Origin of the sequence: Prauserella aidingensis (genome assembly GCF_024171865.1) — a bacterium.
GTDB lineage: Bacteria > Actinomycetota > Actinomycetes > Mycobacteriales > Pseudonocardiaceae > Prauserella > Prauserella aidingensis.
This window is the reverse complement of the sequence record NZ_JAMTCN010000013.1, coordinates 123,256-135,438: the sequence shown is the minus strand read 5'-3', so window position 1 is coordinate 135,438 and position 12,183 is coordinate 123,256. Positions and strand designations below refer to the sequence as shown.

Sequence of the window (12,183 nt, the reverse complement as noted above, 5' to 3'; positions counted from 1 at the left end):
GGCACATGCCTGGTTCGCCGGTCACGGCGTGACCATCGAGCGAGTGCTCACCGACAACGCCTGGTCCTACCGCAAAAACACCTGGCAACAAGCCTGCGCCGACCTGGGCATCGCCCGACGGTTCACCCGCCCCTGGCGCCCACAAACGAACGGAAAAGTCGAGCGCTACCACCGCACCCTGCTCGACGAATGGGCCTACCAACAGCCCTACCACTCCGAAAACGAACGCCAGCGCGCGTTCGGTGACTGGCTCGACTGGTACAACTTCCACCGACCCCACACCGCAATCCACGGAGCCCCACCAGCCGACCGCGTCACCAACCTCTCCGAATCACACACCTAGCGCCTCGGCGGACACCGGCAGACACACGAGGGCCGGCGGGCGAGCAGTTCGCCCGCCGGCCTTCCCGTGTCTGCCCTCGGGCGCCGGTCCGACGGTGTCGGCGTTCGCGTGTCGGTCCGTGGGTGTCGCTCGCCCGGGTGTCGGCCTTCGGACGCCTGCAGTCGGCGCCGGAACGGCTACCGTCTCCCCATGGCCGACACGTGGCTGTCCGACACCCGAGCCGCCTACGACACCGACGCGTCCGGATACACCGAGCGGGTACGGGGACTGCTCGACGACAAGCCGTACCTGCGGGCGAGCCTCGCGCTGTTCGCCGAGTCGGTGCAGGCGGCCGGTGGCGGTCCGGTCGCCGACGTCGGCTGCGGGCCGGGTTACGTCACCGAGCACCTCCGCGACGCCGGGGTGGACGCGTTCGGCATCGACCTCTCCCCCGAGATGGTCGCGATCGCCCGGCGCACCTACCCGCGGGTGCGGTTCGACGTGGGCACGATGACCGACCTCGACCTGGCCGACGGCTCGCTCGCGGGGCTGGTGGCGTTCTGGTCGATCATCCACGTGCCCGATCACGCCCTGCCCGGCGTGTTCGCCGAGTTCCACCGCGTGACCCGCCCCGGAGCCCCCGTCCTGATCGGTTTCCACGTCGGCGAGGGGGTGCGGCACTCGTCCGAGGGCTACACGGGTCGCCCTGTCAGTCTCGACAGCCACCGTCGCAGGCCCTACTCGGTCGCGGACCTGCTCCGCGACGCGGGGTTCACGATCGAGGCGGAACTGCTGATGCGGCCGGACGAGGACGTACCGGGAGCCGTCGTCTTCGCACGCCCCGAGCGCTGACCGCCCCGCACACTGACTACCCCGCACACTGACGGCCCGCGCTGTCCTGAGGACGGCACACGATCACACTGTCATATACGGGTACGTATACGCCTGTGTACAATCGCAGTATGGCTGTGACGATGCGCGTGAGCGAACACACCCGCGATCAGATCAACGGACTGGCCGACGAGCTCGGAGCGAAGTCCGCCGACGAGGCGATCCGGCGCCTGATCGACGAGCACTGGTGGAACGCGGCCATCGCCGAAACGCGCCGCTACTTCGCCGAGAACCCGGGCGACGAGGACGCCGAGATCGACGAGCTCAACGCCTGGACCGACGCCGACCCGTCCGACCTGTGACCGCGCCGGACGTCAGGACGGGCCAGGTGTGGTTCGTGCAGCTCGATCCGACAGTCGGGCACGAACAACGAGGAGACCGCCCCGCGCTCGTGATCTCCTCGCCGGAGCACCTCGCGCTGTGGAACGGCCGCGTGGCCGTCGTCGTACCGCTGACCTCGCAACAGAAACCATTTCGGTTCCGCCCCGAGGTCGCCCCGAACAGCTGGGCGATCTGCGATCAGCCGCGAACGGTCGACACACGGCGGTTCCGCCGACGCGCCACCGAGTTGGACCCCACGCCCGACACATTCGCGGACGTGTGCACCATCGTGGCGAAAATGATCCACACGCCCTGACCGGGTGGGCCGACCCACCGGCAGGACGTGTCGACGGCCCGCCCGCGGCCGTGCAGCTCAGGCCTCGATGGGCTCGGCCTGGTCGCGGTCCGACGACTCCGGCTCCGGTTCGCCCGTGTCGGTACGCATGCGCTGCGAGATGACCTTCGTGATGCCGTCGCCCTGCATGCTGACGCCGTACAGCGCGTCGGCGATCTCCATCGTCGGCTTCTGGTGCGTGATGACGAGGAGCTGGGAGCTGTCGCGCAGCTGCTCCAGCAGGCCGATCAGCCTGCGCATGTTCGTGTCGTCCAGCGCGGCCTCGACCTCGTCGAGCACGTAGAACGGCGACGGGCGGGCACGGAAGATCGCGACCAGCATGCCGACGGCGACCAGCGACTTCTCGCCACCGGACAACAGCGACAGCCGCTTGACCTTCTTGCCCGGCGGGCGCGCCTCGACGTCGACACCCGTGGCCAGCATGTCGTTCGGCTCGGTGAGCACCATGCGGCCCTCACCGCCGGGGAACAGCACCGAGAACACGGTCTCGAACTCGCGCGCGACGTCCTCGTAGGCACTGCTGAACACCTCGAGGATCTTGTCGTCGACCTCCTGGATCACCTGCTCGAGGTCCTTACGGGTCTCCTTGAGGTCCTCGAGCTGGGTCGACAGGAACTTGTAGCGCTCCTCCAGCGCGGCGAACTCTTCGAGCGCCAACGGGTTGACCTTGCCGAGCTGGGCGAGGTCCTTCTCCGCACGCTTGGCCCTGCGCTCCTGCGTCGGCCGGTCGTACGGGATGGGCTGCGGTTCGGCAACCGTCTCGCCGCGCTCCTTGGCCGCCTCGTACTCGGCCAGCTCCCCCGCGCCGGGCGGCACGTCGACGTGCGGTCCGTACTCGGCCACCAGGTCGTCCAGCCCGATGCCGAACTCCTCGGTGATCTTCGTTTCGAGCTGTTCCAGGCGCAGCCGCTGTTCGGCGCGCGCCACCTCGTCCCGGTGCACCGCGTCGGTGAGCTTCTCCAGCTCACCGGTCAGCTCCTTGACCTTGCCGCGCACCTGCGTCAACGCCGTCTCGCGTTCCTCGCGGCGGGCCTTCACGGCGTCCCGCTCGGCGGCCGCGCGCTGCAGCGACGACTCGATCCGGTCGAGCGCCGCCTCACCGCCGCCCACGACGGCCTCGGCGATCGACGCGCCCCGCTCGCGGGCGATGCGGGCCTGCTCGGCGCGTTCGCGGGCCTGCCGCTCGGCCTCGGCCTCCCGCACCAGCGCGTCGGACTTGCCTGCGATGCTCCGGGCCCGTTCCTCCGCCGTCCGCAACGCCAGGCGCGCGTCGACCTCCTCCTGGCGCACCGCGGTGAGCGATTCGGCCGCCTCGTCGCGTTCCGAGGTGTCCGGGTCCTCCTCGACCGGCTGCTCCGACACCGCGGCCAGCCGGTCCTCGAGCTCGGCGAGCTGCGCCAGCATCTCCTCGCGGTTCTGCTCGATCTTGGCGCGCTGGTTCCGCAGCCGCTCGACCTCGGACTCGGCCGACCGCGCGGTCTGCTCCAGGCTGCTCAGCCGCTCGGTGGAACGAGCCTTGCGGACCTTCGCCTCGTTGAGCGCCTCCTTCGCCGCCGTGACCTCGGCCTGCCGGTCGTCCTGGTCGGCGCGCGCGCCCTCCAGCTCCGCGGACGCCCGTTCGAGGGCGCGTTCCGCGGCGGCCAGCCGGTCCTGTGCCTCGTCGACCGCCGCCTGCACCTCGATGACGCTCTCGTCCTTGGCCGAACCGCCCACGGCCCAGTGATCGCCGACCACGTCGCCGTCGCGGGTGACGGCCGTGATGCTCGGCTCGGCGAGCACCAGGTCGCGCGCGTCGTCCAGCGTCTCCACCACCGCGACACGGTCCATGGCGCGTTCGACGGCGGGCCGCAGCGCGTCCGGCGCGGTGACGACCTCGCGCGCCCAGCGCGCCCCGGTGGGCAGCGCGGGCCACGACGACGTGTCGACCAAACCGCGCGCCCCGCCGAGCAGCAGGCCCGCGCGGCCGGATTCGTTGTCCTTGAGGTACCGCAACGCAGGCAGCGCGTCCTCGCCCGCCGACACGGCCACCGCGTCGGCGACGGGGCCGAGCGCCGCCGCCAGTGCGACCTCGAAGCCGGTCTCGACGGTCAACAGCGCCGCGACCGACCCCAGCAGGCCGGGCAGCTCGTCGGTCGCACCGAGCAGCGCGCCCGCGCCGTCCTTGCGGCTGAGGCCCATCGACAGCGCGTCGACCCTGGCCTTCTCCGACGCGATGTCCCGTTCGGCGCTGCGTTCGGCCTTGACCAGCTCGTCGACCCGCTGCTTGGCGGCGTCGGCCGCCTCGACGGCCCGCTGGTGGCGTTCCTGCAGGCCTGCGTCGTCGGAATCCTCGACGCCGCCCTCGGCCCGTGCCGCCTCGAGCTCCTCCGCGGCGGCCTCCGCACGAGCCTCCGCCTCTTCGAGAGAGCTCGTGAGGCGCTCGACCTCCTCGGCCGTGGCGTTGTTCTTACTCCGCAGCGCCTCGACCTGGCCGGACAGCTTCGCGATGCCCTCCCGCCGGTCGGCGATGGCCCGCACCGCCGCCATGTGGGCGCGCTCGGCCTCCTGCACGACGTGTTCCAGGTGCTCGCGGCGTTCCGTCTTCTCCGACAACGCCGCGCGGGCCTCGGTGACGGCCTCGTTCAGCTCCTCCTCGCGGGCGGCCGCTTCCTCCGCCTCCGCGAGCAGCTCCTCCGGGTCACGGCCGGTGCCGCCGGTGTCGATCTCCTCCGACAGGTGCCGCTGCCGCTCCACGGCCAGTCGCACCGTGCCGCGCAGCCGCTCGGCCAGCGACGACAGCTTGTACCAGGTGTCCTGCGCCGCCTGCAGCATCGGCGCGTCCTCGGCCAGCGACCGCTCCAGGTCGGCCTGCTCGGAGCTGACGACCTCCAGCGCCTGTTCCACCTCGGCCCTGCGGGCGCGGGCGGCCTTCTCGTCGGCCTCCTCCTTGGCGATCGCCTCGCGCTGGGTGACCAGGTCGTCGGCGTAGAGGCGCAGCTTCGCGTCGCGCAGCTCCGACTGGACGGTCTGCGCCTTCCGCGCGATCTCCGCCTGCTTGCCGAGCGGTTTCAGCTGTTTACGCAGTTCCGCCGTGAGGTCGTTCAGCCGGTCCAGGTTGCCCTGCATCGCATTGAGCTTGCGCACGGCCTTTTCCTTGCGCTTGCGATGCTTGAGCACACCCGCGGCCTCTTCGATGAACGCGCGGCGCTCCTCGGGCTTGGCCTGCAGGATCTCCGACAGCTGCCCCTGGCCGACGATGACGTGCATCTCGCGGCCGATACCCGAGTCGGACAGCAGTTCCTGGATGTCGAGCAGGCGGCAGCCGCTGCCGTTGATCTCGTACTCGCTGGCGCCGTCACGGAACATCCGGCGCGTGATCGAGACCTCGGAGTACTCGATGGGCAGCGCGCCGTCGGCGTTGTCGATCGTCAGGGTCACCTCGGCGCGGCCGAGCGGCGCGCGACCCGACGTGCCGGCGAAGATGACGTCCTCCATCTTGCCGCCGCGCAGGTCCTTCGCACCCTGCGTGCCCATGACCCAGCGCAGCGCGTCGAGGACGTTGGACTTGCCGGAGCCGTTCGGGCCGACCACGCACGTGATGCCGGGTTCGAACCGCAGCGTGGTCGCCGACGCGAACGACTTGAAGCCTTTGAGCGTCAAGCTCTTGAGGTACACGCGGCGTCGACCTTTCGCTCACATCCGGGGCGATCTCCGATCGGAGAATGCTACCCGGGCGCTGTCCGACGCCGTCGGACGACATCCCGGCGTGGCCGCACCCGCAGCGGTGTATCCCTCGCGCGCCGACCTGCCGATTCGGTCACCCGGCCCAGGTGTCACGCACGGCCCCGGCAGCCACACACGTCACACCGCGGCGGCGGCGCGGTCAGCCCCCGTCACACCGTGTCGACCGCGGTTCAGCGTTCGACGAACCCCGACAGCCCGCCCTTCGGTTCGGCCCACAGCTCCGCGACGTGCTCCACCCGGCCCGGCGTCCGCCCGCCGCGCAGCGCTTCCAGCAACCGTTCGCACCGCTCACGCGGGCCCTCCGCGACCACCTGCACCCTGCCGTCGGACAGGTTCGCCGCGCTGCCGACCAGCTCCAGTTCCAGCGCCCTGCTGCGGGTCCACCAGCGGAACCCCACGCCCTGCACCGCGCCGTGGACCCACGCCGTCAGCCGCACGGTGTCACCGGTGCCTGCGTCGCCGGTGGCTGCGTCGCCGGTGGCTGCGTTACCTGGAGGTGTGTCGCCGGTGGCTGCGTTCGTGTCCTCGTCGTTCATGCCCGGACCGGTACCCACGGTGTCGTCTCGTTCACCCACACGTCCATGATGGGCGCCCGGTCGCCGCAGTCCCCACCTGCCCGGGACACCTGCGTGATCCACGGCATTACCCGGCAGTGATAGCGTTCCGCCGTCGTCCATCCGGGTTGTCTGAGTCGGAGGAAACCGCATGGCCCCCACGAACGGCGAGGCCCCCACGAACGGCGAGAGCGCGCCCCCGCGCGAATCGGCCGGACGCTGGCAACGCACCGGCTACCTCGCACTGGCGGCCAGCGGCCTCGTGCTGGCCACGGCCTTCGGCGCGCTCGCCCAGGTCACCACCGGTGGCGAGGACCGGACCACCGCCGACGGCGACGACACCTCCCGGGTCGAGAACACGCGCAACGGCGCGAGCACCACCGAGTCCGCCGACCCCGGCGCCGGCGCGACCACCGTCATGGTCGACGGCAAGCCCGTCCCTGGCGACCCGACGAAGTCCGCCTCGGACACCAGCACCGTGGTCAGCATCGGCCCCGACGGCACCCCCACGACCAGCCTCATCACCACGACCGAGGACCGGCGTCCGTCGTCACGGGACGACAGCCCCGACAACCCCGACCCCGGCCAGCCGGATCCGGGTCAGCCCGATCCGGGGCAGCCCGATCCGCCGGACGATCCGGAACCGCCCTCGTCGGAGCCGGACGATAGTCCGGAGCCTCCGCCGTCGTCGGAGCCCGAGCCCGAGCCTGAACCCGAGCCCGAGCCCGAGCCGACGTCGTCCGAATCATCGTCGTCGCCGTCGGACTCCGGCTCCAGTTTGCCGCCCTCTCAGTAACCCCACCGCGGGCCACGGTCAGCGGGCCGTAAGGCTCCGGAGGTGCGGCGCCGGCAGCGTGGCACGACGGATCCCCGCCGGCGTCGTCCGAGTCGATGCCGGACCCCACGTCCAGCGGCAGAGGATCGGCCACGGTCTCGAGCTGACGCCCGGGTCACCGCGTGCGGCGACTCGGTGGCGTGCACGTCGACATCGCTGCACCGCAGGCGGGATAAGCCGCGCATGGCCCAGGACCTTGCGTTCGACCTCGACGCGATCGCCCGCGTCTGCGAGCGCTACGGCGTCGAACGTCTCCGCCTGTTCGGGTCCGTCCTCGGCGACGGATTCGACCCCGCGCGCAGCGACGTCGAACTGCTGGTCGACTACCGCGAGGGAATCGGCGCACCTTCCGCGACTACTTCGCGCTCAAGGACGAACTCGAGGAGATCATCGGGCACCCCGTCGACCTGGTCCGGTCCCGGAACCTGCGCAATCCATACATCGCGCACACGGTCTTCTCGACACCCCGTGACCTCTATGCAGCCTGACCGACGCTGGTACACGACGAGATTCCGACGTTGTGCACCGTGCTCGAGACGCTGCTCGGTGAGGCGCCGCCGCCCCGGTGACCGACTCCGTCAGGTGCGCCGTGGGCGGCGCTACGGCCTTGGTGCTGATCACCGCAGCAGGCGTCCGCGTGTGACGATTCGCCCCTCCGATTCGACGCGACCCGAGATACGTGACCGATTCGTGAGATCCTCGTCCTCCACCCGACCCGGACCGCTTGTTCCCACACGTCGGACCCCGTCACCAACCCGCCGCGGTGAGCGGACGCCTGGCTCAGGCGACCTGGATGCGCTGGTCGCCCGTGACGTACTCGAGCGCCAGGCCGCCGCCGACGGCCTCGAGGTAGCTGCGGATCGTGCCGACCTTCGCGCTGTCGAGATCGCCGTGCTCGATCTTGGAGACCTGGCGCTGCCCGACACCGATGCGCTCGGCCAGCTGCGCCTGGGTGAGGCCGGCCTGCTCGCGCAGCTCGCGGAGCCGGTGGGCGCGGACCTCGGCGAGCATCCGCTCCTTGTGCGCATCGACGCGATCCCGGTCCACGGGGTGCTCGGCGAGGAAGTCCTTCAGCGACATGGCCATCTCGGTCACTCTCCTCTCAGTCTGCGCAGGTGGTCGTCGAACAGCTCGTCGGCCACCGGGATGCTCTTCTTGTACCAGCGCGTCCAGTTCCCGGCCTTGTCGCCGGCGATCAGCATGATCGCCGAGCGCTCGGGGTCGAAGGCGAACAGGACGCGCAGCTCGGACCGACCCGATGAGCCGGGCCGGAGCTCCTTCATGTTGCGGTGCCGCGACGAAGACACCGTGTCGACCAGGGGCCGTCCGAGCTGCGGACCGCGCTCCTCAAGCAGCTCGATCGCGGCGACCACCTGCTCGCGGGAGTCCTCGTCCAGAGAAGCCAGCCATCCAGCGATCAGCTCGATGTCCACGCTCCACATGCGATCATCGTAGACCTTGCAGGATCTAAAGGCAAGGCGTGGGAGCGAGCCTCGGGCGCACGGTGTCGGGCCCCACCGCGGGCCTCGCTCAGCGGGCCATGGGGCTCCGCCGTGGGCGGCGTTGGCAACGCGGGCAGAAGTAGGACGACCGGTTGGTGAACGCCTCGCGGCGGATGAGGGCGCCGCAGCGACGGCACGGTTCCCCCGCCCTGCCGTAGACGGCGAGGGATCGTTCGAAGTAGCCCGACTCGCCGTTGACGTTGACGTACAGCGCGTCGAACGAGGTGCCGCCCGCGCCGAGCGCATCGGCCATGACCTCCGTGGCGGCGGTGAGCACGAGCTCTCCCTGGGCGCGCGTGAGCCGTTCGGTGGGGCGCGTGCCGTGGAGGCGCGCCCGCCACAGGGCCTCGTCGGCGTAGATGTTGCCGATGCCGGAGACGAGCGTCTGGTCGAGCAGCGCCCGTTTGACCTCGGTGCGCTTCCCGCGCAGCGCGGCGACCGCGGCGGCCAGGTCGAACAGCGGGTCCATCGGGTCGCGTCCGACGTGGGCGACGCTCGCGGGCACAAGGGTGCCGTCGACGTCGACGAGCTCGTCGAGGGCGAGCCCGCCGAACGTGCGCTGATCGACGAACCGCAGTTCGGGGCCGGCGTCGGCGAAGCGGACGCGCACCCGCAGATGCTTCTCGTCCGGGGCGGACGCGGGCTGGACGAGCATCTGACCGCTCATGCCCAGGTGGGCGAGCATCGCCTCGCCGTCGGCGAGGTCGAGCCACAGGTACTTGCCGCGCCTGCGGGCCGCGGTGATCTTCACGCCGGCAAGCCTGCCCGCGAAGTCGTCGGCACCGGGCACGTGCCTGCGGATCGCCCGCGGGTGCAGGACGTCGACCGAGGTGATGACCCGGCCCGCGACGTGCCGTTCGAGACCGGCACGCACGACCTCGACCTCGGGAAGCTCAGGCACGCACGGCTCCGTGCGAGATCAGGACGACTCGCCGTCGGCCGCGTCGAGTTCCTCCGACAGCGCGCGCCAGGCCGTTTCGGCGGCCTTCTGCTCGCCTTCCTTCTTGGTCGTACCGCTGCCGCTGCCGAGGTCACGGCCGCCCACGTAGACGGTCGCGGTGAACTCCTTGCGGTGGTCGGGACCGGTGTCCTCGACCTTGTACTCGGGCACACCCAGCCCTGCCGACGCGGTCAGCTCCTGCAGGCTGGTCTTCCAGTCCAGGCCGGCACCGCGCAGCGGCGCCTCCTCGAGCAACTGGCCGAACAGCCGGTGGACAAGCTCCCGCGCGGTCTCGATGCCGTGCGCGATGTAGGTCGCGCCGATCACGGCCTCGAGTCCGTCGGCCAGGATGCTCGCCTTGTCACGACCGCCCGTCAGCTCCTCGCCCTTGCCGAGGAGCAGGTACGCACCGAGACCGCCGTCACCGAGCTCGCGCGCGACGCCCGCGAGCGCGTGCATGTTGACGACGCTGGCGCGCAGTTTCGCCAACTGCCCTTCCGGCAGGTCGGGGTGCTTGCGATACAGGTGATCGGTCACCACCAGACCCAGCACCGCATCGCCGAGGAACTCGAGACGCTCGTTCGGCAGCAGCCCGCCGTTCTCGTACGCGTACGAGCGGTGGGTCAGTGCGAGCGTCAGCAGTTCGCTGTCGAACTCGACACCGAGCGCCTCGAGCAGCGGTGCGGGATCCGTAGCCGGGCCTGCCGGTGCCTTACCCCCCATCTCGCGAAACCTCAGGCCGGCTCGACGACCTGCCGCCCGGCGTACTGACCGCACTCAGGGCAGGCGACGTGCTGCGGCTTCTTGGCCTTGCAGGCGCGGTTGGAGCACTCCACGACCTGCACCGGCGTCGCCTTCCACTGCGAACGGCGGGCGCGGGTGTTGGAGCGCGACATCTTCCGCTTGGGGACAGCCACGGCTGATTCTCCTCATCAAAATCTGCCCGCGATCGCGCGAGCTGTTTGCTCGAACTCCGGGGTGGGTGCGGCACCGACGTGCGGTGTCACCGGTCCGAGTCGTCGGTTCCTTCGCCTGCCCGATCACTCGGGGCGTCCGAGACGTCCTCCGTGTCCTGCAGTCGCTCGACGAGCGCGGCCCACCGAGGATCTATCGTCTCATGCCCGTGTCCGGGCTCGAGATCGGCCCACTTCACGCCGCATCCGGCGCACAGTCCGGGGCAGTCGTCGCTGCACAGCGGCACCAGCGGCAACGCCAACACGAGCGCGTCCCTGACCACCGGTTCCAAGTCGATGCGGTCGTCGACGACCCGGCTGACCTCGTCCTCCTCGGTGGTCTCGTCGGTCGTCGACTCGGGGTAGGCGAACAGCTCCGTGACGTCGATCGACACCTCACCGGTGATCGGGTCCAGACACCGCGAACACTGGCCGGTGGTCGACGCACTCGCCGACCCCGTGACCAGCACGCCCTCGACGACCGACTCCAGGAGCAGGTCGACGGCGATCGCGCCGCCGGCAGGGACGGTGACGACCTCGGGCACGCCCAGCGGCTCGGTGACCGGGATGTCCCGCTGCACCGTCCTGCTGGCGCCGGGACGGCGGCCCAGCTCGTGCGTGTCGACCAGCCACGGGTTGCGGTCGGCCCGCTCGGAGCTCGGATTCGGAGAACGTTCGTCAGACATCGGATTTCTCGTTCGAGGAAGGTTGGGGGCTCGGGCGGCACGGGCGACCACGACACCCGGCGCACCGCGCGTCAATCCAGCGTACGCGAGCAGGGCGGATCCGTTCCCGGCGGCCGGTCGGCGCCGGCCCAGGCGACGCCGCGCGGGCGCCGTCGGCACCGCACCCGGAGCACCGCGGGCATCGACGTAGGGATGCGCGGACTCAGTGGGCCGGAAGTCTCAGTGGGACTGGAAGTCGTAGAAGCCGCGGCCGCCCGCACCGGAGGTGTACGACCCCGAGCCGTTGTAACCGGAGGCACCGGAGCCGTTGTACGCGCCGCCGCTGCGGAGGTGGTTGCGGCCGGAGTCGACGGTGCGCAGCGTCGTGGACAGCAGTTCGGAGAACTCGGCGAGCTTGCCGTCGACGTAGGCGTCGCAGTCACTGCGCTGCTTGTCGGCCTCGGCGTGGGCCTCGTCGACGATGCGGGAGGCCTCGCCGTGGGCGGCCTGGACGACCTCGGTCTGCGCGACGAGCCTGGCCTGTTCGGCGCGCCCCTCCTCGACGGACCGGTCGTAGGCGTCCCTGCCCGCCTGGACCATCCGCTCGGACTCGGTACGGGCACGCTCGGTCAGGTCGTGGTACTCGGCCTGCCCCGCCGACACGGTGCGCTCGGCCTCGGCCTGCGCGTCGGCGACGAGCTGTTCGGCCCTGGCGCGCGCCTCGGAGACGAGTCGTTCCGCCTCGGTACTGGCCTCGGAGACGGTGCGCTCGGCCTGCTCGTTGGCGTTGGAGATCGTCGAATCGGCCTCGGTGCGCGCGTTCTGCAGCACCTCGTCGCGCTTGTCCAGCACGTCCTGCGCGTCGTCCACCTCGGTGGGCAGCGCCTCGCGGATGTCGTCGAGCAACTCGAGCGCATCCCCTCGGGGCACCACACAGCTCGAGGTCATCGGCACACCTCGCGCCTCTTCGACGATCGTGACGAGCTCGTCGAGCGCCTCGAACACCCGGTACACGGCAACTCCCTGGAACTTGATCGTGGCCTGGTACCAGTGTGCCGGTCCGGGCGCGGGTTTTCGGTGACCGGGCGGGGCCGGGCGTGTCAAGCCTCCGCCCGCGTCCCG

General features: G+C 70.9%; 14 protein-coding genes. 5 read left to right on the top strand and 9 right to left on the bottom strand.

Going from position 1 to position 12,183, the window contains the following annotated elements:
* The 4 genes from LY13_RS15060 to LY13_RS15045 all read left to right on the top strand — a co-directional run.
* Nucleotides 1–343 (top strand): integrase core domain-containing protein (locus LY13_RS15060; protein WP_253829049.1); only part of this gene is annotated, 343 nt, incomplete at its 5' end.
* Nucleotides 344–532: 189 nt separating this feature from the next.
* A complete protein-coding gene (locus LY13_RS15055; protein WP_253829048.1) occupies nt 533–1,174 on the top strand; it encodes a class I SAM-dependent methyltransferase in 642 nt (213 codons plus the stop codon).
* A 110-nt stretch (nt 1,175–1,284) separates the two neighbouring features.
* Nucleotides 1,285–1,515 carry a hypothetical protein gene (locus LY13_RS15050; protein ID WP_253829047.1) on the top strand — a complete coding sequence of 77 codons (231 nt, stop codon included), beginning with the start codon at nt 1,285–1,287 and terminating at the stop codon, nt 1,513–1,515.
* The gene (locus LY13_RS15045) at nt 1,512–1,850 is read left to right on the top strand and encodes a type II toxin-antitoxin system PemK/MazF family toxin (protein WP_308216340.1); all 339 of its coding nucleotides are present in this window, start codon (nt 1,512–1,514) and stop codon (nt 1,848–1,850) included. Before LY13_RS15050 ends, LY13_RS15045 begins: the two co-directional genes overlap by 4 nt.
* A gap of 57 nt (nt 1,851–1,907) precedes the next feature.
* Here the strand turns inward: LY13_RS15045 and smc are convergent, their stop codons facing one another.
* A complete protein-coding gene (gene smc, locus LY13_RS15040; protein ID WP_253829045.1) occupies nt 1,908–5,543 on the bottom strand; it encodes a chromosome segregation protein SMC in 3,636 nt (1,211 codons plus the stop codon).
* 239 nt (nt 5,544–5,782) lie between these two features.
* A complete protein-coding gene (locus LY13_RS15035) occupies nt 5,783–6,049 on the bottom strand; it encodes an acylphosphatase (RefSeq protein ID WP_253829062.1) in 267 nt (88 codons plus the stop codon).
* Nucleotides 6,050–6,317: 268 nt separating this feature from the next.
* On the opposite strand from LY13_RS15035, the gene LY13_RS15030 reads away from it, so the two are divergent.
* The gene (locus LY13_RS15030) at nt 6,318–6,962 is read left to right on the top strand and encodes a hypothetical protein (protein ID WP_253829044.1); all 645 of its coding nucleotides are present in this window, start codon (nt 6,318–6,320) and stop codon (nt 6,960–6,962) included.
* A gap of 819 nt (nt 6,963–7,781) precedes the next feature.
* Here the strand turns inward: LY13_RS15030 and LY13_RS15025 are convergent.
* From LY13_RS15025 to LY13_RS14995, 7 genes are all read right to left on the bottom strand, one after another.
* Complete coding sequence (locus LY13_RS15025; protein ID WP_253829043.1) at nt 7,782–8,087, bottom strand: helix-turn-helix domain-containing protein; 306 nt, start codon at nt 8,085–8,087, stop codon at nt 7,782–7,784.
* Between the two features lie 5 nt (nt 8,088–8,092).
* On the bottom strand, nt 8,093–8,443 hold the full coding sequence (locus LY13_RS15020; RefSeq protein WP_253829042.1) for a type II toxin-antitoxin system RelE/ParE family toxin: 351 nt from the start codon (nt 8,441–8,443) through the stop codon (nt 8,093–8,095).
* A gap of 88 nt (nt 8,444–8,531) precedes the next feature.
* Nucleotides 8,532–9,404 (bottom strand): bifunctional DNA-formamidopyrimidine glycosylase/DNA-(apurinic or apyrimidinic site) lyase, encoded by an 873-nt coding sequence (gene mutM, locus LY13_RS15015; protein ID WP_253829041.1) that lies wholly within the window; start codon nt 9,402–9,404, stop codon nt 8,532–8,534.
* Between the two features lie 18 nt (nt 9,405–9,422).
* Nucleotides 9,423–10,166, bottom strand: a complete 744-nt coding sequence (gene rnc / locus LY13_RS15010; protein ID WP_253829040.1) for a ribonuclease III — start codon at nt 10,164–10,166, stop codon at nt 9,423–9,425.
* Nucleotides 10,167–10,177: 11 nt separating this feature from the next.
* Entirely contained in the window at nt 10,178–10,360 is a 183-nt protein-coding gene (gene rpmF, locus LY13_RS15005) for a 50S ribosomal protein L32 (protein WP_253829039.1), read from the bottom strand.
* A gap of 86 nt (nt 10,361–10,446) precedes the next feature.
* Entirely contained in the window at nt 10,447–11,082 is a 636-nt protein-coding gene (locus LY13_RS15000) for a YceD family protein (RefSeq protein ID WP_253829038.1), read from the bottom strand.
* Between the two features lie 219 nt (nt 11,083–11,301).
* Complete coding sequence (locus LY13_RS14995) at nt 11,302–12,075, bottom strand: DivIVA domain-containing protein (protein ID WP_253829037.1); 774 nt, start codon at nt 12,073–12,075, stop codon at nt 11,302–11,304.
* Nucleotides 12,076–12,183 lie beyond the last annotated feature (108 nt).